25 protein-coding genes are annotated in these 25,728 nt (G+C 37.7%); 11 read left to right on the forward strand and 14 right to left on the reverse strand.

The window, feature by feature from the left end:
- Window positions 1-152 precede the first annotated feature (152 nt).
- The 4 genes from fur to O1Q79_RS02415 all read right to left on the reverse strand — a co-directional run bounded on the left by fur (window position 153) and on the right by O1Q79_RS02415 (window position 2,320).
- On the reverse strand, window positions 153-581 hold the full coding sequence (gene fur / locus O1Q79_RS02400; RefSeq protein ID WP_386686770.1) for a ferric iron uptake transcriptional regulator: 429 nt from the start codon (window positions 579-581) through the stop codon (window positions 153-155).
- 11 nt (window positions 582-592) lie between these two features.
- Window positions 593-1,117 carry a flavodoxin FldA gene (gene fldA, locus O1Q79_RS02405; protein ID WP_386686767.1) on the reverse strand — a complete coding sequence of 175 codons (525 nt, stop codon included), beginning with the start codon at window positions 1,115-1,117 and terminating at the stop codon, window positions 593-595.
- Between the two features lie 7 nt (window positions 1,118-1,124).
- Window positions 1,125-1,409 carry a LexA regulated protein gene (gene ybfE / locus O1Q79_RS02410; RefSeq protein ID WP_386692787.1) on the reverse strand — a complete coding sequence of 95 codons (285 nt, stop codon included), beginning with the start codon at window positions 1,407-1,409 and terminating at the stop codon, window positions 1,125-1,127.
- 125 nt (window positions 1,410-1,534) lie between these two features.
- Window positions 1,535-2,320, reverse strand: a complete 786-nt coding sequence (locus O1Q79_RS02415) for an alpha/beta fold hydrolase (protein WP_386692788.1) — start codon at window positions 2,318-2,320, stop codon at window positions 1,535-1,537.
- Between the two features lie 94 nt (window positions 2,321-2,414).
- Here O1Q79_RS02415 and seqA point away from each other — a divergent pair, with 94 nt between their 5' ends.
- The 10 genes from seqA to dnaX all read left to right on the forward strand — a co-directional run bounded on the left by seqA (window position 2,415) and on the right by dnaX (window position 14,591).
- The gene (seqA, locus tag O1Q79_RS02420) at window positions 2,415-3,074 is read left to right on the forward strand and encodes a replication initiation negative regulator SeqA (RefSeq protein ID WP_386692789.1); all 660 of its coding nucleotides are present in this window, start codon (window positions 2,415-2,417) and stop codon (window positions 3,072-3,074) included.
- 18 nt (window positions 3,075-3,092) lie between these two features.
- A complete protein-coding gene (gene menE, locus O1Q79_RS02425; protein ID WP_386692790.1) occupies window positions 3,093-4,478 on the forward strand; it encodes an o-succinylbenzoate--CoA ligase in 1,386 nt (461 codons plus the stop codon).
- Between the two features lie 6 nt (window positions 4,479-4,484).
- Window positions 4,485-7,814, forward strand: coding sequence for a mechanosensitive channel MscK (mscK, locus tag O1Q79_RS02430; protein WP_386692791.1), 3,330 nt, complete (start codon window positions 4,485-4,487; stop codon window positions 7,812-7,814).
- Between the two features lie 8 nt (window positions 7,815-7,822).
- A complete protein-coding gene (aroC, locus tag O1Q79_RS02435) occupies window positions 7,823-8,905 on the forward strand; it encodes a chorismate synthase (protein ID WP_386686753.1) in 1,083 nt (360 codons plus the stop codon).
- Window positions 8,906-8,925: 20 nt separating this feature from the next.
- Complete coding sequence (locus O1Q79_RS02440) at window positions 8,926-9,228, forward strand: nucleotidyltransferase family protein (protein ID WP_386686750.1); 303 nt, start codon at window positions 8,926-8,928, stop codon at window positions 9,226-9,228.
- Between the two features lie 37 nt (window positions 9,229-9,265).
- Entirely contained in the window at window positions 9,266-10,126 is an 861-nt protein-coding gene (gene mepA, locus O1Q79_RS02445; protein WP_386692792.1) for a penicillin-insensitive murein endopeptidase, read from the forward strand.
- 15 nt (window positions 10,127-10,141) lie between these two features.
- Window positions 10,142-10,906, forward strand: coding sequence for a TSUP family transporter (locus O1Q79_RS02450; RefSeq protein ID WP_386692793.1), 765 nt, complete (start codon window positions 10,142-10,144; stop codon window positions 10,904-10,906).
- The gene (lpxM, locus tag O1Q79_RS02455) at window positions 10,906-11,862 is read left to right on the forward strand and encodes a lauroyl-Kdo(2)-lipid IV(A) myristoyltransferase (protein ID WP_386686742.1); all 957 of its coding nucleotides are present in this window, start codon (window positions 10,906-10,908) and stop codon (window positions 11,860-11,862) included. The genes O1Q79_RS02450 and lpxM overlap by 1 nt, the downstream gene beginning before the upstream one ends.
- 108 nt (window positions 11,863-11,970) lie before the next feature.
- Entirely contained in the window at window positions 11,971-12,513 is a 543-nt protein-coding gene (gene apt, locus O1Q79_RS02460; RefSeq protein WP_386692794.1) for an adenine phosphoribosyltransferase, read from the forward strand.
- Between the two features lie 26 nt (window positions 12,514-12,539).
- Window positions 12,540-14,591: a DNA polymerase III subunit gamma/tau gene (gene dnaX / locus O1Q79_RS02465; RefSeq protein ID WP_386692795.1), complete on the forward strand. Its 2,052-nt coding sequence runs from the start codon at window positions 12,540-12,542 to the stop codon at window positions 14,589-14,591.
- On the opposite strand, the gene tilS is transcribed toward dnaX, so the two are convergent.
- The 10 genes from tilS to O1Q79_RS02515 all read right to left on the reverse strand — a co-directional run bounded on the left by tilS (window position 14,588) and on the right by O1Q79_RS02515 (window position 24,550).
- A complete protein-coding gene (gene tilS, locus O1Q79_RS02470; RefSeq protein ID WP_386692797.1) occupies window positions 14,588-15,871 on the reverse strand; it encodes a tRNA lysidine(34) synthetase TilS in 1,284 nt (427 codons plus the stop codon). The genes dnaX and tilS overlap by 4 nt on opposite strands.
- A 64-nt stretch (window positions 15,872-15,935) precedes the next feature.
- Window positions 15,936-16,796, reverse strand: coding sequence for a pyridoxal kinase (gene pdxY / locus O1Q79_RS02475; RefSeq protein WP_386686731.1), 861 nt, complete (start codon window positions 16,794-16,796; stop codon window positions 15,936-15,938).
- Between the two features lie 109 nt (window positions 16,797-16,905).
- Window positions 16,906-17,859, reverse strand: coding sequence for an acetyl-CoA carboxylase carboxyl transferase subunit alpha (accA, locus tag O1Q79_RS02480; protein ID WP_386692799.1), 954 nt, complete (start codon window positions 17,857-17,859; stop codon window positions 16,906-16,908).
- A 185-nt stretch (window positions 17,860-18,044) separates the two neighbouring features.
- Window positions 18,045-18,992, reverse strand: coding sequence for a ribose-phosphate pyrophosphokinase (locus tag O1Q79_RS02485; protein ID WP_386692800.1), 948 nt, complete (start codon window positions 18,990-18,992; stop codon window positions 18,045-18,047).
- Between the two features lie 36 nt (window positions 18,993-19,028).
- A complete protein-coding gene (gene ispE, locus O1Q79_RS02490) occupies window positions 19,029-19,937 on the reverse strand; it encodes a 4-(cytidine 5'-diphospho)-2-C-methyl-D-erythritol kinase (protein WP_386692801.1) in 909 nt (302 codons plus the stop codon).
- Window positions 19,937-20,566 (reverse strand): lipoprotein insertase outer membrane protein LolB, encoded by a 630-nt coding sequence (gene lolB / locus O1Q79_RS02495; protein ID WP_386692802.1) that lies wholly within the window; start codon window positions 20,564-20,566, stop codon window positions 19,937-19,939. The genes ispE and lolB overlap by 1 nt, the downstream gene beginning before the upstream one ends.
- A 48-nt stretch (window positions 20,567-20,614) precedes the next feature.
- Complete coding sequence (locus O1Q79_RS02500) at window positions 20,615-21,880, reverse strand: multifunctional CCA addition/repair protein (RefSeq protein WP_386693333.1); 1,266 nt, start codon at window positions 21,878-21,880, stop codon at window positions 20,615-20,617.
- 35 nt (window positions 21,881-21,915) lie between these two features.
- Window positions 21,916-22,527, reverse strand: coding sequence for a TIGR04211 family SH3 domain-containing protein (locus O1Q79_RS02505; protein ID WP_386692803.1), 612 nt, complete (start codon window positions 22,525-22,527; stop codon window positions 21,916-21,918).
- Between the two features lie 58 nt (window positions 22,528-22,585).
- Window positions 22,586-23,848, reverse strand: coding sequence for an inorganic phosphate transporter (locus O1Q79_RS02510; RefSeq protein ID WP_386692804.1), 1,263 nt, complete (start codon window positions 23,846-23,848; stop codon window positions 22,586-22,588).
- Window positions 23,849-23,869: 21 nt separating this feature from the next.
- A complete protein-coding gene (locus tag O1Q79_RS02515) occupies window positions 23,870-24,550 on the reverse strand; it encodes a TIGR00153 family protein (RefSeq protein ID WP_386692805.1) in 681 nt (226 codons plus the stop codon).
- Window positions 24,551-24,672: 122 nt separating this feature from the next.
- Here O1Q79_RS02515 and O1Q79_RS02520 point away from each other — a divergent pair, with 122 nt between their 5' ends.
- Window positions 24,673-25,728, forward strand: a complete 1,056-nt coding sequence (locus tag O1Q79_RS02520; protein WP_386692806.1) for an inorganic triphosphatase — start codon at window positions 24,673-24,675, stop codon at window positions 25,726-25,728.

Below are 25,728 nucleotides of genomic sequence, written 5' to 3' on the forward strand. Positions count from 1 at the left end.
GCGGTGTTTTGGCTAAGGGAAAATTTTATTTGAAGGGGACTAGAAAAAGTGTGGTGTTTTTCATCACATTTTAGTTTGTTGACAATGTCCACCGAGGGAAAATAAAAAAGTGCGATTTTTTCACCGCACTTTCTTCCTTTGAACACAAAAAATTATTTATCACATTTCTCAATATCCGTACATTTTCCATACAGATATAAACTGTGATTTTCTAATTGAATTCCATGTTCTTTACTAATTTGTTTTTGGCGTTCTTCTATAACGGTATCGTTAAACTCAAATACTTTACCGCAATCTACACAGATGATATGGTCATGATGTACTGTTGGTGCTAACTCAAAAACAGATTTATTTCCCTCAAAATTATGACGGGTTAAGATTTTTGCTTCGTGAAATTGATTCAACACACGATAAACAGTGGCTAAACCGATTTCTTCACCTTTTTCAAGTAATAGTTTATACACATCTTCCGCAGAAAAGTGCTCCATTTTGTGTTCTTGCATAAGGGCTAAAATCGTTAAGCGTGGTTCGGTGATTTTTAACCCAACTTTTTTAAGTAATTTAATATTTTCTTCTGACATATTTCTTTTCCTTATGCGAGTTCTGCTAAACACATTTCATCATAAACCTGTTTTACCCAAGTTTCAACACGCTGAGCAGTTAATTCTGGTTGACGATCTTCATCAATACATAAACCAACGAAAGTTTTATCGTCAATTAATGCTTGTGAAGATTCAAAGTTATATCCCTCGGTTGACCAGTTACCGACAATAATTGCACCATGTGGTTCAATAATATTGCGGACGGTTCCCATTGCATCACAGAAATAATCGGCATAATCTTCCTGATCGCCACAGCCAAAAATAGCCACTAATTTGTCCGTAAAATCAATTTTTTCTAAGGTTGGGAAGAAATCGTCCCAGTCACACTGAGCTTCACCATAATACCAAGTCGGAATCCCAATCATTAAGAAATCATAACTTTCGATGTCTTCTTTGGTGCTTTTGGCAATGTCACGAATATCTACCACATCATTGCCAAGTTGTTTTTGAATCATTTTAGCAATATTTTCTGTATTGCCTGTGTCACTACCGTAAAATAAACCAACAATAGCCATTTTTTATTTACCTATTTCCTTGAATATTAAAATAATTTTGTAATATGTTTTCAATTACATCTGCTCGACTGACGTTATTATGTGTTGCCAAGTCTTCTAATTTTTGAATAAGGTGATGATGTAATTTTAATTCTATTCGTTTTAATCCGCTAGATTTGTCACGCCGTATTTGATTGCGTTTGTTGATGCGGATTTGTTGTTCTCTGCTTAACGGATTGGTTTTTGGTCGCCCAACACGCTTTTCATTAGCAAAAAGATCCAATGTAATGCAATCTGCATCTTGTTTTGCCATTTTTATTTACCGTTTATTATCTCTTTTATTAGTAATCATTCGTATGTTGATAATGATTAGCTGAAGTGAGAATATCTGCGAAACTATAACATAAATTCCCTATAAATTAAACGTCTAAATTAAGATTAATTTGATTGAATAAACCGTTCAATCGCTCTCACCACAAAATCAGGTTTTTCCGCATGAACCCAATGTCCCGAACCATTAATAGTAAAGGAACTGGCATGGGGAAATTGATCTAAAATAGTTTGTGTATAAGTGGGGTGAATATAATCGGATAACCCCCCTTTGATAAATAGGGTGGGTATTTCGCAAGGGGCTTGCGGTTGCCAGTCCATAATATCTGCATAATGTTGATAAAGTGCGGTGGTATTAAAGCAAAATTTTTCAGATGAATTGGCATCAAAGGATTTCAACATAAATTGTTGTATGCTTTCTTCTTTGATATATTGAGCTAATATTGGTTTCGCTGTTTGGCGACTTTCTGCATTGGCTTGTTTTACGGCAAATAGCCCCATAAATACATCATTATGCCAGTTATGTTTATAACTGACAGGGGCAATATCAATCACAATTAATTTAGCGATCAAGTCTGGGCGTAAGTTGGCTACTCGCATAGCAGTTTTTCCCCCCATGGAATGTCCAACTAAAATGAGATTGTTCAGTTGTAAATGTTCTAATACTGCAATGACATCTTGTGCCATTAGCGTGTAATTCATGTCATCTGCGTGAAAACTTTGTCCGTGATTACGTAAATCAAGGCGTAAAATAGAATATTGTTCACTAAATGCACGTGTAATGATACCTAGGTTATTCATATCACCAAATAAACCGTGGATGAATACCATGGTTGGTGTTTGTGCAATGTTGCATGGTGTAAATTGATAATTGAGTAATTGTTGAACTGACATGGCTTTTTTAATCGTTTTTTACATAGAGAATTTAATCAGAAGTCGGTATAATGCGGAAAAATGGATTGTTAATCAAGTTTTGAGAGCAGAATAAATGAAAATAATTGAAGTTGATGAAGAACTTTATCAATACATCGCCAGTCATACGCAGTCTATTGGTGAAAGTGCATCGGATATTTTACGCCGTTTATTAAATTTGCCTTCTTTAAGTATTCGTTCGGTGGCGTTAGATTTATCGGATAAAACAGAGAATATAGATAGATCATTGCCATTACGACAAGAAACTGCACCAATTTACTCAGAATCAGCAGTGAATCAACAAACAGAAGAAATTACAACACAACAAGTTCAAGTTGTTGAACGATCAGAGCCAGATGTGAGTAAAAAAAGTGATATCTCCGACTTAATGATACTGTTAGAAACGCCAGAATTTAAGCAAGAAAGCAAAGCAGTAGTACGATTTTTAACAATTTTAAGTGGGTTATATAAATCGAATAATAATGATTTTACTCAAGCGATCAGCAGTGAAAATGTTCAGGGGCGAACTCGAGTATATTTTGCTCAAGATGAACAAACTTTATTAGATGCCGGTAATCATACTAAACCGAAACAAATTCCAGACAGTCCACATTGGGTGATTACCAACAATAATAGTGGGCGTAAAATGATTATGCTAGAAGGCGTGATGCGTGAGATGGGATTTGATGAGAAAACCATTGATTATGTAAAAAATGCTTTTGTAGCAGACAATTAAGTCACGGATAATATCGTTATGCAATTATTGCAACAATACGCAAGTTGTCCGAATAAACAAGCTCAAATCGCCTTGCGAGATCATTCGCAAGGCGTTGCTTTTAGTTGGCAAGAATTGAGTCAACTGGTTTCAGAAAAACAGGACTGGTTACTTTCACTAGGGTTACAGTCGGGGAGCGGGGTAGCGTTTTCGGGTAAAAATAGCCTTGAACTGCTATGTTGTTATTTGGCAGGCTTACAAAGCCATATGCGAGTGTTAGGTATTAATCCGGCTTTTACCGCTGAAAAAATTGATCAACTTTGTCAACAAAATCAAATACAACGTTGGATTGATGTAGGAGCAGACTTCTGTGTCTGTCCATTAAAAACGGAGCTGGATTTTCGGATCGATACACAGTTCAGTCCCCGCAATGATAAGGTGAAAGGTTTGACCTTAACTTTAACATCCGGCTCAACAGGTACACCAAAAGCGATCGTGCATGACATACAAGCTCACTTAGACAATGCTCAAGGTGTCTGTCAACTAATGGATTTCACGGCTGAAAAATCGTGGTTATTATCTTTGCCGTTGTATCATGTTTCGGGGCAAGGTATAGTATGGCGTTGGCTCTTGCAAGGGGCTGAATTGCATCTGCCGAGCATTCATTTTTATCAAGATGTGTTGCGGGCTAGTCATGTGTCTTTAGTTCCTACACAGGCGTTACGATTATTTGAATATGTGGCAAAGAATCCGCAAACTACGGTACAAACGCGAGAGATTTTATTAGGTGGAGCGAACATTCCGCCAGAAATTACTCAAAAATTAACCGCGCTTGGTATTAAAGTTTACGTCGGTTATGGTATGACGGAAATGGCATCTACTGTATTTGCCAAACAATGTAACGGTGAAACTGGTGTGGGACAACCCTTGCTTGGACGCTTCTTCCAAATCGTTAATGATGAGATTTGGTTAAAAGGAGCAGGTTTGGCATTGGGCTATTGGCAAAATGGTAAAATTCAGCCATTAACAAACCCACAGGGTTGGTTACAGACCAAAGATAAAGCTTATTGGGATGGCGAACAGTTATATATTTTAGGACGATTGGATAATCAATTTATTTCTGGCGGAGAAAACATTCAGCCAGAAGAAATTGAGCAAATAATTCAGCAACATCCTTTAGTGGAACAGGTTTTTGTGTTACCTATTGATGATGCCGAATTTGGTCAACGACCTGTTGCTATGGTGAAATTTCAGCAAGAGTTTAGCCAAACTGCGGTGCAAAAAGTACAAGATTTTTTAACGAATAAAATTGAACGATTTAAACAGCCAGTGCGTTACTTCCCATTAAATTTGGAATCGCAAGGCAATATTAAAATTTCACGAGTAAGCCTGAAACAGGCGTTAGCTCAGTTAATCGGAGAGTAGTTGATAATGAGCATTCGAAAGACATTAATTTATCTTTTTTTAGGATTATTCATCGTAAATACATCGGTATTTGCAGCTTTGCCGTCGGCAAAAGATATTCAGTCACAATTAGAGATTATGCAGAAAAATAATCAAACGGACGATAATAAAGTAGATATTAAAAATTTAGAAGATACTCTGGTGTTGTTGGAGCAGCTTGAAAAACAAAAACAAGATAATGAAAATTTAACTCAAGAAATTCAACATTCCGTACAAGACCTGAAAAAAAGCCAACAAAGTATTGCGAGTTTAAAAGCTAAGCAACGCAGTGTGGAGCAAATTCAAAAATCTTTAGCCAATTTATCTGTTCAACAGATGAAAAGTAATGTAGATGAAATCAACCAGAATTTGCAACAAATTCAAATAGATTTAACCGCACTTAATGCGAATTTATCTAGCCAAAAAAGCGTACCAGAACGTACTCAAGCTACATTAACTGAAAATTCTGCACGTATTCAGGCCATTAATGATGCTTTAGCTTCCGCTAGTACATCCGGCACTATACGTTCAAAACTGATGGTAGAATTAGATTATCTGCAGGCAAGTAATACCTACAGACAAATTCAGCTGAATGGAAATGAATCTTTAACCAGTCTTTATAGTAGTCAGTTAGAAGAAAAAACGCTGATGCAACAGCAGTTGCAAGCGGAATTAATTGAACTGCAAACCGCTATTAATACTAAAAATTTAGCCGAAAGTCAAAATCAATTAGAACAAGCAACAGCACAAAAAAATAATAATAACACCGATAATCCAGTGATTGCTCGAGAATTAGAAATGAACACTCGAGTGAGTGAAGAATTATTAAAACAGACCGCTCAACTGAATCGTTTGTCACAAGATAATTTACGAATTAAAAGTATTTTAGATAACTTACAACAAACTCAACGTAATATTGATGAGCAGATTAGTTCATTGCAAGGGACATTGATATTATCTCGCGTGATCAATAAACAACGCCAATCTTTGCCAAAAGATGAGATGATTTCGGGCTTATCTAAACAAATTGCAGATTTACGTGTACGCATTTTTGATATTAGCGAATTTCGTGATCGGATGAATAATACGGAGAGTTATATTGATAACTTAGCCAAAGAAGAAAAAGTGACCTTTACCGATAAAGAGCGTTCACGTTTAAAAAGTATTATTGAAGAACGTAGTAAGGTTATTTCTGAACTGCTTAAACAATTAAATAATCAGTTGAATTTATCGATTAATATTGAATTAAATCAACAACAAGTACAGACCATTAGTGATACTTTACAAAGTAAATTGCAACAGCAAAGTTTTTGGGTAAAAAGTAATGCACAAATTGATTTGGCATTCTTCAAAAATTTACCGACTTATCTTAGCTTTCAATTCCGTGATATTGCCAAACGATTTGATTTTTCTAATTGGCAAGATAATGTGATTTGGGTCAGTATTTTAGTTTCTATTTTACTGGTTTTAACACTAGGGATTTTACGTCAGAAAAATGCGATTAAGCAAAAGATTACGGAGATTAATAATAAATTAAAGACCTTTCAAAGCGATAACCAATGGAATACACCAATAGCAGTTTTTTGGACCTTGATCTTGTGTTTACCAAGTACCTTTGTGTTTTTAATGCTGTTTATTTTAGCTACCTATTTTTGTTTGCAGGATCCAACACAGGCTTGGACATGGGGATTAAAAATGGCTGGCTATTGGTTTTATTTTGCCTTTATGTTGGCATTATTACGTCCGAATGGTATTGCGCATCGTCATTTTAAAATGCCTAAACAAAGTTCAGAGAACTTTCGGCGAATTTTAAAACGCTCAATATGGGTGGTGGCATTATTACTCAACACATCTATTTTCACCAATTTAGAAGGGGGCGTTGCTTATGACGTGCTAGGTGAAATCATGACGATTTCAGTGTTGGTTATCTTGCTATTGATGATCGGTCCCGAAATGCGTTTAGCTATCACTTCTTACCAACAAACCTTAACGCATCAGCAAAGCATGAAAATTTATTTACTACGGTTTTTACGTATGTTTTCATTATTTGCTCCAGTTGCCTTAATTATTTTGATTGGATTGGGTTATTATTATACCTCTTTAGTGCTGATTGACCATTTAATCTCATCTTACATGGCATTAACCACATGGTTGATGTTACGTGGTTTTATTTATCGTGTGTTAGAAGTATCAGCACGCCGACTTGCGGCTCGCCGCCTTAAAGATAAACGTGAACAAGCTATTGCTAAACAAGTAGCCGATAATAATAGCGATAACGAAGAAGAATTTATTATTGATGTGCAGCAACAGGATGATGTATTAGCTGTTAGCCAAGTAAAAGATCAAGTATTACGTTTAATAGACTTAATTCTCTGGGTCGGTTTATTTGGCTTGATGTATTTTGTTTGGTCAGATTTAATTACCGTGGCTTATTATTTAAACGGTGTCACTTTATGGCAACAAAGTGTTACTACAGAAACAGGCGTGGTGATGGAATCCGTTACCTTACTTAATTTATTAGTCGCCTTTGTGGTGTTGGCGGTGACATATATTATTATACGCAATTTAAGTGGTTTGCTAGAAGTCATGGTGTTCTCAAATATTAAATTATCACAGGGAACGCCATATACCATTACCACTTTACTAACTTATGTTATTATTGCACTAGGTTCTGCTTTGGCATTTGGTATGCTGGGTATGTCTTGGTCTAAGTTACAATGGTTATTTGCAGCCTTATCCGTTGGTTTGGGTTTTGGTATGCAAGAAATCTTTGCAAACTTTGTGTCTGGTATTATTATCTTATTTGAACGTCCAGTGCGTATTGGGGACGTGATTACGATTGGTGAATTTAGTGGTACAGTTTCCAAAATTCGTATTCGTGCCACAACACTGGTGGATTTTGACGGTAAAGAAGTCATTGTGCCAAACAAAGCCTTTGTCACCGAACGCTTAGTTAACTGGGCATTGAGTAACAGTATGACGAGAGTTGTGATTAGTGTCGGTGTGGCTTATGGTTCGGATTTAGATCTTGTGAAGAAATTATTATTACGAGCAGCAGCAGAATGTGAGAAAGTATTAAAAGATCCAGCACCACGAGCATTCTTCTTAACCTTTGGAGCAAGTACCTTAGATCATGAGTTGCGTGTCTATGTGGATCAAATTGGTGATCGAAATCCAACCATTGATTTCTTAAATAATCGTATTAATCAGTTATTTAATGAAAATAATATTGAGATCGCATTCAATCAACTAGATGTGTTTATTAAAAATCAACAAACGAATGAAGAAGTAAAACTTCATACGGAAAAATTAGCATAGGGTGTTTTATGGCAGGAAATTCAATCGGACAACTTTTTCAAGTTACCACTTTTGGTGAATCTCACGGTATTGCATTAGGCTGTATTGTAGATGGTGTTCCGCCCAATATGGCACTTTCGGAAGCGGATATTCAACCAGACTTAGATCGCCGTAAACCTGGTACATCACGTTATACCACGCCACGTCGTGAAGATGATGAAGTACAGATTTTGTCGGGCGTATTTGAAGGTAAAACCACAGGGACGAGTATTGGGTTATTAATCAAAAATGCCGATCAACGTTCGCAAGATTATGGTGAAATTAAAAATCAATTTCGCCCAGGTCACGCTGATTTTACCTATCAACGAAAATACGGTATTCGTGATTATCGTGGCGGTGGACGTTCATCTGCACGTGAAACAGCGATGCGAGTGGCGGCAGGTGCGATTGCTAAAAAATATTTGCGTGAACAATTTGGCATTGAAGTCCGTGGCTATTTATCACAGATAGGGGATGTTCAAATTGATCCCAAAACAGTAGCGGACATTAGCAAAATTGATTGGCAGCAGGTCAATTCAAATCCATTCTTTTGTCCCGACCAAAGTGCGGTGGAAAAATTCGAAGAATTGATCCGTAGTTTGAAAAAAGCAGGCAATTCTATCGGGGCAAAATTGACCGTGGTGGCAGAAAATGTGCCTGTTGGTTTGGGCGAACCCGTATTTGATCGTTTAGATGCGGATTTAGCTCACGCTTTGATGAGCATTAATGCAGTAAAAGCGGTGGAAATTGGTGACGGTTTTGCCGTGGTGAATCAAAAAGGGACAGAACATCGTGACGAAATGGTTCCAGCAGGATTTTTATCTAATCACGCTGGTGGTATTTTAGGTGGGATTAGTAACGGTCAACCGATTATTGCGACTATAGCATTAAAGCCAACATCAAGTATCACTATCCCTGGACGTACGGTGAATGTGAATAATGAGCCAGTGCAATTAATAACCAAAGGTCGCCACGATCCTTGCGTTGGTATTCGAGCGGTACCGATTGCGGAAGCCATGACAGCGATTGTGTTATTAGATCATTTATTGCGGTTTAAGGCACAGTGCCGATAATATCAAGAGATAAAAGTGATATGATTGATCTTAGTGAAGAAAATCTTGCCATTGTTAAGGGTATTTTACGAGAATATGTGCCAGATTTACCTGTTTGGGTCTTTGGTTCTCGGATTAAAGGGACGGCTAAGAAATATTCGGATTTAGATTTAGCCGTGATAACGCAACAGCCGATGTCTATCCGTTTACAAGCAGATATTGAAGAGGCTTTTAGCGAATCAGATTTGCCGATTTTTGTGGATGTCATTGATTGGGCAAGTTGTAGTGAAAATTTTAAACGAATTATTTTGCAACAATATGAAGTCCTACAAACTGGGATTTAGTGTTTACTTAAGATTATTTTTATCGGAAAAATTTAATATGAAATTGAAAAAAACAGGTTTTATTTTAACCGCACTTTTAGGGGTATCTTCGACCGTATTGGCTTCACCCGCTGAATGGCAAAAAGTTAAACGTCCTATTCCAAGTGAAACAGGACAAGCCCAACCGATTGGTTCTTATGCCAATGGCTGTATCATCGGAGCCAAAGCCTTGCCAGCTAAGGGCGTTGGTTATCAAGTGATTCGGATGAATAAAAACCGTTATTACGGTCATCCTGATATGATTAGCTATTTACAACGTTTAGGGCAGCGAGTAAAAAATGCAGGTTTACCCACCATGTTAGTGGGTGATATTGCAATGCCTGGTGGTGGGCGTTTTTTAACCGGACATGCAAGTCATCAAATGGGTTTAGATGCAGATATTTGGTTGCGTATGGGAGCTATGTCTGATCAGGAAGCATTAAATTCAGATGGCAAAGGTTTGTTGGTAGTGAACCGAGCAACACAAACAGTGGACGAAAATGTATGGAATCAGAATCACTTTAATCTAATTAAACTAGCTTCTCAAGATAGTCAAGTAACACGTATTTTCGTTAATCCAGCGATTAAAGTAAAACTTTGTCAAACTGAAAAAGGCGATCGTAGTTGGTTACATAAAATTCGTCCTTGGTATGGACATGATAGCCATTTTCACGTGCGTTTAGCTTGTCCGCATGGAGCAGCTTATTGTGAAAATCAAGCACCAGTGCCAACTGGTGATGGTTGCGGTGCTGAACTGTATTCATGGTTTGAACCTAAAAAGCCATCAACTGGTACAACAAAACCTAAAGTTACACCCCCTGAACCATTTTTATGCCAACAAGTGTTAAGTTCACCAAAACGTAGCGAATGGTTAGAATAATCTGGGGAAAGTGCGGTGGAAATTAGCTTAGAAATTATCAGTATATTATTTGCAGTAGCACTTGTTGCTGGATTTATTGATGCCATTGCTGGTGGTGGCGGTTTGATTACTATTCCAGCATTATTAATGGCTGGTATTCCCCCCGTGCTTGCTTTAGGTACCAACAAATTACAGGCTTGTGGTGGTTCATTTTCAGCCAGCTTATATTTTATTCGTAAAAAAGCTGTGAACTTAAAACAGATTTGGTTGCTAATTTTGATGACCTTTATTGGTGCGGTGATTGGTACGGTGTTAATTCAACAGGTAGATAGCTCATTTATTAAGAAAGCGATTCCTTTTTTAGTGTTGGCGATTGGCTTATATTTTTTGTTTACGCCAAAATTAGGCGAAGAAGATCGCCATCAACGTTTATCTTTTGCTGGTTTTGCTTTTACTGCTGGATTGTTTATTGGCTTTTATGATGGTTTTTTTGGACCGGGGACGGGTTCCCTGTTAGGTCTGGCATTTGTTACTTTATTAGGCTTTAATTTACCCAAAGCCACTGCACATGCCAAAGTGTTAAACTGCACATCAAATATTGCATCGTTGCTTTTCTTTTTAATCGGAGGTCAAATTCTTTGGTTGGTTGGGTTAGTCATGATGTGTGGGCAATTTATCGGGGCGAATTTAGGGGCAAGAATGGTATTAACCAAAGGAAAGAAACTGATTCGTCCAATGGTGGTTGCTATGTCATTTATTATGACGGCAAAAATGGTCTATGATCAAGGGTGGTTTAATTAATGGAAAATCAAGAAAATATTCGTGTTACAGCGAGAGCTGGCTATGAACCACATTTTTCGTGGAGTTATTTAAAACCGAGTTACTGGGGTATTTGGTTTGCTATCTTGCTGTTAATCATTCTTGCTTTTGTACCATTTCGTTGGCGAGATAAATTAGCCAGTAAAATCGGCTTGCTCGCTGGGAAAAAAGCTAAAAAACAACGTCGTAGAGCAAGTATCAATTTAGCACTTTGTTTTCCGCAATGGACGACACAACAGCGTGAAAAAGTGCTAGATGAAATGTTTATTACCTTAGGACAAGTGATGTTAGGTATCGGTGAAATTGCCGTGCGTTCAAAAAAACATTTACAACAACGTAGTGAATTTTTGGGCATAGAACATATTCAACAAGCCAAAGCCAATGGACACAATATTATTTTATTAGTACCACATAGTTGGTCGATTGATGCTTCAGGGATTATTTTACATACTCATGGCATGCCGATGACATCTATGTTTAATCCACACCGAAATTTATTGATCGACTGGCTTTGGACATGGACAAGAGAACGTTTCGGCGGAAAAATGCACGCACGGCAAAATGGTATTAAGCCGTTTCTCTCCATGGTGAAAAATGGTGATATGGGTTATTACTTACCAGATGAAGATTTTGGTGCGGAAGCGAGTGAGTTTGTGGATTTCTTTGCCACGTATAAAGCGACTTTACCAGGGTTAAATAAAATGGCGAAGTTGGCTAAAGCTGTGGTGATTCCTATGTTTCCACGTTATAACGCCAAACAGGGCAAATACCAAATGGAAATTTTATCTCCTATGACATTAACCGATGATCCTGTACAATCCGCTCGTGCTATGAACGAAGTTATAGAATATTTTGTAGGTCGAACACCAGAACAATATGCTTGGATTTTGCAATTATTCCGCACTCGCAAAGATGGTAAAGATATTTATGCGGATTAAGCAAATATTTTTGTGGTAACGCTTGCAATTTAGGATAAATTTATTTACATTCACTCAGTTAATTTTTATAAAAAAGGTCAAATTTTTGACCGCACTTTAGGCAGCAAAATGAACGAACAATTACAGCTTATTAAATCTTCTATTAAATCCATTCCTAATTACCCTAAGGACGGCATTATTTTCCGTGATATTACCAGTTTAACCGAAGTGCCAAAAGCCTTTAGTGCGACAGTAAATTTAATTGCACAGCAGTTTAAACATGCGGGAATTACTAAAATTATTGGTACCGAATCTCGGGGCTTTATTTTTGGCGCTCCTGTGGCGATTGCCTTAGGTTTACCTTTTATTTTAGTCCGTAAACCAGGTAAATTACCAAGAGCGGTGATTTCGCAAAATTATCAATTAGAATATGGCGAAGATACCTTAGAAATCCATTCTGATTCTATTCAAGCTGGTGATAACGTTTTAATTATTGATGATTTGTTAGCCACAGGTGGTACATTAGAAGCCTGTGTAAAATTAGTTCAACGTTTAGGCGGAGAAGTGAAACATGCGGCTTTTGTCATTAGTTTGCCTGAATTAGGCGGTGAGCAACGCTTACGTAAATTAGGGGTAGAACCCTTTACTTTAGTGGATTTTGCTGGTCATTAATTTCTCTTCTGAATAAAGGATAAGCAGTGAGTTATCAAGTTTTAGCCCGCAAATGGCGACCAAAGACCTTTAGCGAAGTTGTCGGACAAGAGCATATTTTGACCGCACTTGCTAATGGCTTAAAAGAAAACCGCTTGCATCATGCTTATCTTTTTTCTGGCACAAGGGGCGTGGGTAAAACATCTATTGCACGACTTTTTGCCAAAGGTTTAAATTGTATCAATGGCGTTACCGCTGAACCTTGCGGTGAATGTGAACATTGTAAAGCCATTGAACAGGGCAATTTCATTGATTTAATTGAAATTGATGCAGCTTCTCGCACCAAGGTAGAAGATACCCGAGAATTACTCGATAATGTGCAATATAAGCCAGTACAAGGGCGTTATAAAGTTTATTTAATTGACGAAGTACACATGCTTTCTCGTCATTCTTTTAATGCCTTGTTGAAAACCTTGGAAGAACCGCCAGAATATGTGAAGTTCTTATTAGCCACCACCGATCCACAAAAATTACCGATTACGATTTTATCTCGTTGCATGCAGTTTCATTTAAAAGCACTAGAGGCTACTCAAATTAGTCATCATCTTGCTCACATTTTAGATGCTGAAAAAATCTCTTATGAATTAACTGCACTGGATAGAATCGCTAAATCTGCACAGGGCAGTATTCGTGATAGTTTAAGCCTAACTGATCAGGCGATTGCAATGTCTAATGCGGATATTCGCACTGATATAGTGAATAAAATGCTGGGTTTATTGGACGATAATCAGCCCATTGAAATTTTGTATGCCTTGCAACAGGGGAATGGCGAAAAATTAATGGCTGTGGTTCAGTCTGTGGCAGAAAAAGGTGTGGATTGGGATCAGTTATTACTGGAAGTCGGTGAGAAATTACATCAAATTGCTATGCAACAATTATTACCTGCGATCGGTAATGACGAAAGTCAAATTGCTTTTTTGGCTAAACATATTTCACCTGAAGATGTACAATTCTTTTATCAAACTATTCTCATGGGGAGAAAAGAGCTAGCTTTCGCACCGAATCGCCGTATCGGAGCAGAAATGACATTGCTACGAGCCTTAGCGTTTCACCCCAAATTAATCCAAATTCAACCACAAAATCAATCTCAGTTATCTGCTTCTCCAACAGAAAATTTAGTGGATATGCCTGTGTTGTCTCAAACTATCAAATCCAGTTATCCAACTAAGCATGCTATTCAACATAACCCAATTTCTGTAAAAACGGAAAGTAATAATGTGGCAAGTGCAGTAGATCAAATTCAAAAATTACGTGCCACTTTAGAACAAAGCAACAAGATAGATAACGAAAAAAAAAAGCCTAATCTGGCCTCCGAGAATTTAGTTAAGCCACTAGAATTACCTGTGGTTTCTCCACGTTTTGTTAAAAAAGAGAATGTTGATTTAATTGAGCGACTAGCACAATTAGGTAGTTCGCCTATACAATCTCAATCAACCAAAGCAAAAACAGAGATCGAAATCAAGGAAGAGCAACGAGAGGATCAACATAATGAAGAGACGACAGAATTAAGTGCTGAAAATTATCGTTGGGAATGGCTTAATCCAGAACTTGAATATCAAGATAACGAAGTTATTCGTCCGTCAGATATTAAACAGGCGATATTACAAGAAAAAACGCCAGAATTAACCCGTAAATTAATTCAGATCGGTATAGAACGAGATCCTTGGTTTAAGTTGGTGGAACAATTACAATTAGACGATGAAAAATTAACCAAACAATTAGCCATTAATTCTGTTCTATTATTGCAAGATGAGCAACAAATTCGACTAGGATTACGTTCATCACAACAACATTTACAGCGAGAAAATGCGATAAAAACGCTTACTGAAAGATTGTCAGAATTGTTTAATCAGCCAATGCAACTAGAGATTGAAATTAATGATGATCCACAATCTTTAACGCCATTAGAATATTATCATCAGATTTACCAAGAATTGAGTGAGCAGGCGAAACAAGATCTGGTTCAAGACAAGGGTATTCAACTACTACAAAAAACCTTTGATGCGAAGTTGGATATGGAAACTATTCGACCTGTTTAGTCCGCCGTAAAAAAACCTACCGCACCTTGTAGCTTATTATCATAAAAAATCAAGGGAATGCGTTGGCGTTGCCATACTGGAACATTAAGTTGTTGCCAAATTTTTTTAATATCACGCTTGATTTTTTGACCTTTTAACTGAATCGTTCCTGAATAAGCAAATTTTACCCAAATATTTTGTTCGGTAGGCGGTAAACTCAGTTGTCGTAATCCTTGTTCACCTTGCCAAACTGCGGTGTAATGTTGCGTATTTTTTTGAATCGTAAGTACCCCGATATTATCGGGCAAGATACATTCTTGTTCAGGGGTAAGTATGGCAGTAAAGTCATTTACATTGTTAAAATCCGCAGTTAGGTATAATTTTTGCTGATAACGGCGAATTACCTTATCTGCTAAATGATATTGTGGATTAGCATCTGCACGAGCTAAAATCACATCCTGTATAATTTGTTCAAGTTGAACTATTGATGGCATCTGTTGCTTTAATTCAGTTAGCCACATTCGCAACAAGGCTTTTTGTTTAAGTTCGTTATACTGTATAAACCGCTCAAGGGAAAAAGTGCGGTGATTTTTATCGAAATTTTGTTGAAAATCATCCGCCAATAACTGATTAATTAATTGTTGTTGTTGATAGCAATGTTGAGCAGAACGAGCCACCATTTGATCGAAATGTTGCCAACGTTGACGAAGTTTAGGCAAAATCTGATTGCGTAGAAAATTACGCTCGTAATGGTTATCTGCATTACTATCATCTTCGATCCAAGCCAGCTTTTCACTATTCACATACTGTTCTAATTGACTACGTTGCCATGGCAATAATGGACGAAAAATTGGCATACCATACAATTCAGAATAAGACTGCATTGCCCCTAAACCTTGCAAACCGCTACCACGTTTTAATGCCAGTAAAAAAGTTTCGCTTTGATCTTGTAAATGATGAGCGGTTACAACGATTTCATTTGATAAGCGTATTGCTGCAATAGCTTGATAGCGAGCTTCTCTAGCACCTTGCTCAATACCATTATTAGGATTAACGTTAATCTTTTTGATGATTAACGGAATATGAAATTGTTGGCAAATCTGTTTACAATGAGTCGCCCATTGATCTGCGTTAGGATTTAATCCGTGGTGAATATGAACGGCACGTAGTTGTAAGTGCGGTTGATTTTCTCGAGCTTTTACCATCAGCGAGAGTAGAGCAGTAGAATCCAATCCTCCACTAAAGGCAATTAAATAGTGTTGGTGAGTGAGTTGCGATTGGAATTGATTAACAAGGTTCATAGCGTTTTATGGTGAGATAATCATTTTCGCTCCCTCTATTTACCGAAAGAGCGAAAGCTATCAACTAAGCAATTTTTTCTGCTTTATAATTTGATACAGGTTTCATAATTACATGACGAGCTTCAATTAATTGCAATTCATAAGAATTTAATTGATAGGTAATTCTCATCACATCATGTACCGCATTTCCCATTTGCTCAAAGGCTTCAAGTTCTGATTTACCATTTAATAAATTGGCTAAGAATAAACCAGCGGTCAAGTCACCCACCCCGACAGGGTGTTTGGCAAATGGATAAAGTGGACGAGTAAAACTCCACACGCCATCTTTGGTTGCCATCAGCATTTCAAATAGATTTTCATCACGACCAGCGGAACCTAAATGTTTTACCACCACAATTTTAGGACCTTTAGTGAGTAAATGTTTTACCGCATTTACAGCCTGATCGATATTTTCTACAGGTAATCCGCTAAGTTCTCGTAATTCAAGTAGATTCGGGGTCATAATATCGGCTTGTGGAATGGCGATATTAATTAAGCCTTCTTTAACACCGTCAGCAACCACACAGCCTTTTTCTGGGCTACCCATAACAGGATCGCATAGGTACAATGCGTTCGGATTAATAGCTTTCACTTTATGATAGGCATTGATGATTTCATCCACTTGTTCAGCAGAGCCGATATAACCAGAATAAACTGCATCACATTTTGCCAATTCACCGATTTCATCAATACCACGTACAATTTCACCGATTTGTTCTTTTGGAATTACCATGCCTGTCCATTTACCATATTGAGTATGGTTGGAAAATTGCACAGTATTTAATGCCCATACATCAATACCATTTAATTGCATTGGGAATGTTGCTGATTTGTTTCCAGCGTAACCAAACACCACATGGGATTGAATGGAAAGTACATTTTTCATTGAATTTATTTCCTTAATTATGTTGAATTTATCATAGAAAAGTGCGGTATTTTTCACCGCACTTTTTAATTTTCTTCCTGTCTTCAGTTTTTAGTTTTCAGTCTTCTGATCAGCAATAACCGTAAGACATTAAACGTTGATAACGGCGATCGAGTAAATCTTGTTTATCTAATACATCTAAATCGGCTAAATCTTCTAATAGGCGAGCTTTTAAATTATTTGCCATTGCGAGGTGATCACGATGAGCGCCACCGAGAGGCTCAGTCACAATATTGTCAATTAAACTCAATTCTTTTAAACGATTAGCAGTTAAGCCCATGGCTTCTGCTGCAACAGAGGCTTTTTCTGCACTTTTCCATAAAATAGAGGCACAACCTTCAGGTGAGATAACGGAGTAAGTGCTATATTGTAACATATTCACTTTGTCACCCACACCGATAGCTAATGCACCGCCAGAACCACCCTCACCGATAACTGTGCAAATAACAGGTACTGTCAATGTTGCCATTTCACGCAAGTTACGAGCGATAGCTTCTGCTTGACCTCGTTCTTCTGCACCGACACCTGGATAAGCCCCTGGTGTGTCAATAAAGGTAATAATTGGTAATTTAAAACGTTCTGCCATTTGCATTAAACGCAAGGCTTTACGATACCCTTCTGGGGCTGGCATGCCAAAGTTACGTAATACTTTTTCTTTGGTTGAACGCCCTTTTTGATGACCAATGACCATCACCGGACGACCATCTAAACGAGCTAAACCACCGACGATCGCTTTATCGTTAGCAAAGGCGCGATCTCCCGCTAGTTCTTCAAAATCAGTAAAGATATGTTCAATATAATCAAGCGTATATGGGCGATTTGGATGGCGTGATAGACGAGAAATCTGCCATGAGTCCAAATTGGCAAAGGTTTTTTTAGTGAGTTCCTTGCTTTTCTTTTGCAGACGTTTGATTTCGTCATCAAGATTGATATTACTATCATCACTTGATACTGCACGAAGTGACTCAATTTTTGCTTCAAGTTCTGCAATCGGTAATTCAAAATCTAAATATTCTTGGCTCATTTTCCTTTCCTAAGTATTGAAATTAGCACAAAACACACCGCACTTTATCAGTTTATTTATGGGTATGCAAATTTGCTCTCTATTGTATGCTTTTTTATAGTAAATTGCAGTAATTTTTCAGTGGTAAGATGGGTACATAAAGATAAAAAGCTACCCGAAAGTAGCTTTTTAAACAGAAGTTAGGTCTAATTAAACATGGCTGAAATAGATTCTTCATTACTAATACGGCGAATGGCTTCAGATAACATGCCAGAAAGTGTTAATACACGTACTTTACCTAACGCTTTAATTTCTGGTGTTAATGGGATCGTGTCCGTAACTACTACTTCATCAATTACGCTATTGGCTAAGTTTTGTACAGCATTGCCAGAAAATACCGCGTGTGTTGCATAAGCAAAGACACGTTTTGCACCACGTTCTTTTAAGGCTTCTGCGGCTTTACACAAAGTACCTCCAGTATCGATCATATCATCTACTAAAATACAATCACGATCAGCTACATCGCCGATAATGTGCATCACTTGGGATACATTGGCTTTTGGACGGCGTTTATCAATGATCGCCATGTCGGCATCATTTAATAATTTAGCAATGGCACGAGCCCGCACTACACCACCAATATCAGGCGAAACTACCATTGGTTTTTCAAGGTCAGTTTTTTTCAAAATATCATGAATTAATACTGGTGAACCAAATACATTATCTACTGGCACGTCAAAGAAACCTTGAATTTGTTCAGCGTGTAAATCACAGGTGAGTACACGGTCAACCCCAACGCTTGAAAGGAAATCTGCCACTACTTTAGCGGTAATCGGTACACGAGCAGAACGCACACGGCGATCTTGTCGAGCATAACCAAAGTAAGGAATCACTGCTGTAATACGCCCAGCAGATGCACGGCGTAAAGCATCTACCATGACGATTAATTCCATTAGGTTGTCATTGGTTGGAGCGCAGGTAGATTGAATGATAAATACATCGCTACCACGTACGTTTTCATTGATTTGCACTTGGATTTCACCGTCACTAAAACGTCCAACCGTGGCATCGCCTAGCGATGTATAAAGACGTTCTGAAATGCGTTGTGCAAGTTCTGGTGTTGCGTTACCAGCAAAGAGTTTAATATCAGGCATTTTAATTTGACCTCAGGTTTAATAATAGAAGAAAGTTTAATTCTGTCGCTCAAGTTGGTTAAGTAATATTTCTAATGGTGAAGTATTACAGCCTTTCGCCACAAAACCAGTAAATTTTATGGGTTTAAGTTGATAAATCGCTTGTGCATCTTGTTCGCTATCAAATTCGGCAAATACACAGGATCCCGTTCCAGTCAACCTTGCTGGTGCATATTGTAGCAACCAAGAGAGTAATTCATCAATGATTGGATAGTGATTTCGCACAATTTTTTCACAATCATTACGATATTCATCAGTTAATAGCTGTGAAATTGGTTTCTTGGGGGTATTGCGAGTGAGATTAGCGTCCGCAAATATTCTAGCCGTTGAAATAGCTAACTCAGGTTTTAATACCAGATACCATTTTTCTTTTGGTTGGCAATGAATTATTTTTTCACCGACACCTTCAGCCACAGCGGCTAGTCCATCAATAAAAATAGGTACATCCGCACCTAATTTTACACCGATTTCGATTAATTGTTGTTTAGTTAATCCAGTTTTCCACAAATAGTTGAGAGCGACTAAAGTCGTTGCCGCATTTGATGAGCCACCACCAACACCACCGCCCATCGGGAGAATTTTATCTAAATGAATATTCGCACCAGATTGACAGCCAGTATATTGTTGCAATGCCGTGGCAGCACGATAAATCAAATTATCTTGTTTGTTTAAATTTGGAATATCGGGGGTTAATTGAATTTGATCATCATCACGTAAACTGATGTTTAACCAGTCGCCATAATCTAAAAATTGAAATAAGGTTTGTAATTCGTGATAGCCGTCAGGGCGTTTATTATTAATATATAAAAATAAATTCAGTTTGGCGGGGCTAGGGAAACGGATATGATTTCCCTGTTGAATGGTTGACATATCGGAAAGTGCGGTAGAAAAATGATAATTTTTCATTATAAAGTCCAATTATCCACTCGTATTTTTAAGGTTTGTGTCGAATTTTTTAGCAAAATATCTTTGGGTAATGCTGGTATGCGATCTTGATGATAAACTAAATAATCTGCCGTCCACAGTATACCATCCACTGCATAGTTAAAGCTCGACAAATAATGATTTTCGCCTACTTGATAATCCGCTTTTTCGTCTGGCTGACCTTTTAACCAAGTGGCTAATTGTTCTAACGGCACGTCCATACCAACGATTTCTCGCACCAGATATTTGGCATCTTGTTCAGAACGTTGATGACCTTTATTATCTGAAATTGTCATGCCAGCATTGTGCATTTGCAAGGTTAAACTGCTTGCACTAATGGTAGAGTAAAGTTTTAACGTATAGTTTTTAGCATTGGTATATTGCCATTCAAAACGGCTGGAAAAGCGTTCTTTCTGGCTAATATAACCTAACTGCCCTTGGGCTTGATAGTTTTGGATTTGTTTAAGTTGGCTTAAATGTTGTTGCCAAGTGCGGTCATTCTTGCTAATCGTTTTAATATCGGTTGGACGTTGTTCACTGATGTCTAAACTTGAACAGCCAGTGAATAATATCGCAGATAATAAAATTAGGGATAAATGTTTGAGTTTCATTTTTAAATGAGTTCTTAAAAAGTCAGGGAGTATTCTAACTGGTTATTTTTATGAAGTCAAAATATCAAAGTGCGGTCTGATTTCAGCAATTTTTTGTTTTACCGCTAAAATCCGCCGAGCGGTAAGTTCATCTCGAATCCTTTGTTTTTCAAATCCGTCATTGATTACCTGTTGCACATCCACTTGTAAAGCAGTTTGATACAGTTGCCATAAATAGTCTTTTTGTGGGTATTCTCGTAGCTCAAAACCAGTACGTCCACGACTATCTGCGACACAAACGGTTAGAAATTCTAAAAAGCGTTGCGGTTTACGCCATACATCAAATTGATTGAACAATTTAATAATCGTATTTGCTCGCAATTCAAAGGCTTTGTGAACATGGCTATGATATGCACAAGTCAGTTCCGCTAATACTTTGTCATAACTCGGCACTTTTAACCGATTGCTGAGATTTCGGGTAGGTTGAACGCCGTTTTTTTCGTGTCCATAGTGATGGGGTAAAATGGCTTTGGGCGTTAAGGCTTTGCCTAAATCATGACAAAGTGCGGCAAAACGCACCGCAGTTTTATTCAGTTCAGTTTGTTCGGTGAGTAGGGTAGCCTGTTGTAACACCAACATGGTATGAATAAAACTATCAATTTCGGGGTGATGTTGGGCTGGATTTGGCACGCCATAAAGTGCATCTAATTCAGGGAATAATACAGCTAATGCACCAACTTTACGTAACACGAAAAAATAGATTTCAGGATTTTTTTCATTAAGGGCTTTTTCGGTTTCTAACCAAATGCGTTCAGCAGTTAAATGAGCAAGTTCTCCCTGAGTAGTGAGAGTTTTCATTAATTTAATCGTTTCATCTGCAATCGTAAAACCTAAATAATGAAAACGAGCAGCAAAGCGAGCGACACGCAAAACACGCAAAGGATCTTCGGCAAACGCCGGGGAAATATGACGTAAAATGCGGTGATTTAAATCTTTAATACCACCAAAAGGATCGTATAGATTGCCTTGTTCATCTTGAGCGATAGCATTAATGGTTAAATCTCGCCGAATCAGATCTTGCTCAAGGGTAATATCTGGAGAAAAGTCACACACAAACCCCGTATAACCTGAACCAGATTTTTGTTCAGTGCGAGCAAGAGCATATTCTTGTTTCGTTTTGGGGTGCAAAAAAACAGGGAAATCACTACCGACTTGTTGATAGCCCTGTTGAATAAGTTGTTCAGGTGTGCCACCCACAACCAGCCAATCTCGATCTTTAATAGGGAGATTCAATAATTGATCACGGACAGCACCACCAACTAAGAATGTTTGCATTTTCTGATGCCTGACACCTGTCATCTGATACCTGATTAAGCCCACCCGTCACGGCGACGACGTTTTGGCATAATCACTGGAATAATCAAACCAAGCAATAATCCCACACCAAGCACGGAACCACCATAAATAAACCATTGAATCGCAATTTCACGCTTACCTGCATCAAGCAAAGCCTCTAAATCACGATTTTTATTTTTAGTGATTTCTAATTCACGTTTTAATTGAGAATTTTCTTCTAATAATTGACTGCTACGCTGATCACTGTCAGCAGAACGGCGTTGCATTTCTACGGTACGTTGTTGCCAGTCTTTATCAATATTATTTAGTTTTAAGGTTAAATCCTGAACTTTGGCTCTTAACTGTGGATTTTCATTTTTAGCACTGGGTGTTGAACTTAATTCGCTAGTTAAAATCCATGCTTCACGATTTTTACTATCTCGAATTAAAGTATAACGATCTTTATGATCTAATACATTAACTGGTTCGCCAGCTTGAATTGAACCCGCAATTTTAAAGTTATCACCCGCACCTTTGCGTAAAAAGGTATGCAAATTTTCAGTCACATATTGTGTTTCGGCTTGTGCCATTTGAATTGTGATATTGAATAATAAGAAAGAGAGCAGTAGTTTTAATAATGTCTGCATGGTATAAATCTCCTTAACGAATAATGGAAAAGTGCGGTGATTTTGACCGCACTTTTTATTAGCGGAAAATAAGATCCAAAATAAAATAAATAACAATGGCGAAAAATGCACCGGCGGGTAGGGTGACAATCCAAGAGGCAATAATGTTACGAATCACATTTAAATTTAGCGCCGCAATACCACGCGCTAAGCCGATACCTAACACTGCCCCGACAAGTGTTTGGGTGGTAGAAATCGGTAAACCGGTACCAGATGCCACCACTACTGTAGCGGCTGTGGCAAATTGAGCGGCAAAACCGCGACTTGGGGTTAAATCCGTAATTCCGGTGCCGATGGTTGCCATCACTTTATAACCGAGAACAATCAATCCTGTAGCAATACCAGCGGCACCAAGCGGTAACACCCACCAAGCCATTGGTGCACTTGCCATAATATTGCCCCCGTTTTCAACAATAGTCACAACCGCAGCTAAAGGACCGATAGCGTTAGCTACATCATTTGAACCATGCGCAAATGCCATGGCACAAGCGGTCATTAACATAAGAATGCTAAATACACGTTCAACGCCACCAAACACGCCACTACGTGCTTTTTTGATAAATCTTTTGCTACGGAAATAAAAATAACTGATCACAACAGAAACAAAACTAATTCCCAGTGAAATCAGGATTGTTTCCCCTGCAGTGAGATTTAATCCAATATGTTTTAATCCTTTTGCAACGGTGACAATCACTAAGATGAAGACGGTTAGCCCCATAAAATACGGACCAAATTTTTGTGCATTATGTAATGGTTTTTCGGTATCAAAAATTAATTTTTGGATAACAAAGAAAATTCCATAGGCTAATACACCGGCGATAACAGGGGTAATAAACCAACTCCCGACAATACCACTTATCGCTCCCCATCTTACTGCATGGGTACCAGCCGTAATACAAGCAAAACCGATTACAGCACCAATAATCGAATGGGTAGTGGAAACCGGCCACCCCCAACGTGAGGCAATGAGCAACCAAGACCCCGATGCAAATAGGGCTGACATCATGCCTAATACTAACGTATCTGGTGCATTGATAAAGTTAGTGGGATAAATAATACCACTTTTAATGGTTTCAGTTACTTCACCACCTGCTAGATAGGCTCCCGCACATTCAAATATTAAGGCAATAATAATCGCTTGTTTGGCATTAATTGTGCCTGAACCTACGGATGTTCCCATGGCATTAGAAACGTCATTCGCTCCTACGCCAAATGCCATAAAAAAAGCGAAAGCGGCGGTAATTATAATCAGGATAGTACCGTAATTTTGTAATACATCCATAGTCTATCTCCTATGTTATCATTACGAACGCGCTAACATCAGTTCAATACGAGAACCGACACGTTGTGCCTGATCAGCTAATACGCCAACCCACTCAAAATTTTTGTATAAGAACATCACATCAATTGGATTATACTGTGCTTCAATTTGACGTAACATGCGACGTAATTTAATCTGCATTTGATCCGTATCATCTTCAATAATATCTAATTCATTGATCATATCATTGACAAATTTGAGTTCGCGCCCTTTAAAGCCGGTTTCTAATAATTGATCCATTTCTCTAATCACATTATGTGCTTGTACTGTGGCATCTAAACTACGACAAAGAAAATTCATAAAGTCTTCTTGTAAATTATCTGGAATACCAAATTGACGCCCTACCATACGACCAGCAATATCTTTCGCATAATTAGCTAATTTATCCTGTTGAGTAACTAATTCTAATAAATCTGTACGGTCAATAGGTAAAAATAGACCACGTGGCAATTTCAAGCGAATTTCCCGTTTCAAGCTATCTGCTTGACGTTCGGTATCAGAAATTTGTAAACGGATTTGCTCTGATTTATCCCATTCTCTGCTAAAGGTGGCTTCAAAAAAGGGAACCAGTAGGCTACAGGCTTCTGTTACTTTATCAGAATGTTGTTGTAATGGTTTTAAGGGGGAATGGGCAAATAATCCTAGGATATTGTTAATTGCCATAGAAAACTCCAAATTAATCAATAAAATTGCGTGCATATTACCTTATATATGCGAAAAATTCACGATCTAAATGAAAAAAGCTCTATAATAAAGCAAGATTTTTACTTATTAAGGACGTAAAAATGTCAAATGAAATCGAATTGAAATTAGCGGTAACGCCAGAAATTGCCGATCAGTTTTCACAAATATTAAGTGATTTTCATATTTTAAAACAAGATAAGCTATTTTTAGGTAATATCTATTACGATACAGCAGATCGCTATTTTGCCCAACATAAAATGGGACTCAGAGTGCGGTCGGAAAATCAGCAGTTTACCATGACTTTAAAAACCAATGGCAATGTGACAGGGGGATTGCATATTCGCCCTGAATATAATTTTCCGTTGAACTCGGCTCAACCTGATGTCGCTGTTTTGCAACAAATAGATAATATTGCTCTCCCAACCGATCTCAAATTAGCGCCTATTTTTAGTACGGATTTTATGCGTCAATGGTGGTTAATTGAATGTGGTAAAAATACTGAAATTGAAATTGCGTTAGATCGAGGAGAGATTAAAGTAGAGGGTAAAATTGAGCCGATTTGTGAAATTGAATTTGAATTAAAAAGTGGTGAATTAGCGGATTTATTTACCTTTGTGGCAAATTTAAGTTTTGTGGATGGCGTGCGATTGAGTTCATGGAGTAAAGCAAAACGGGGTTATCAATTGGCTCAAGGAGGATTATCAACCACAAAAGATTGGATCGAACAATGGAGAGCATTTTTAGATGTCGAGAAAAGTGTGGTTAATTCTCAGCAAGTTTTAACCTCACTATTGGTTTATGAACAACAACTGATTGAAGAAACCATGCAATTTGGCATAGATTTTTTTGCTCAACAATTTATTCAAACCGTTGAACGTATTGGGGCATTCTTTAATTTATATCATTATTATGTGGATAATGGTCACTTGATACAACAGGTTTTTGAACAACAGCTTGAACGAAATCATAATTTAGATGAAAACATGGAGTTAGATATAGTAGAAAGTAATCAGTATTTATTTGAGCAAATTCGTCATATTATTCGTTTGCATAGTGAAAGCAAGGATAATCAAATGGCAATGAAAAAATTGCAACATTTATTACAACAGGGTCAATATGTAAAACGTATGCTTAATTTGATGAGAATGGTGAATTAA

Origin of the sequence: Lonepinella sp. MS14434, assembly GCF_042468235.1 — a bacterium.
Taxonomy (GTDB): Bacteria; Pseudomonadota; Gammaproteobacteria; order Enterobacterales; family Pasteurellaceae; genus Lonepinella.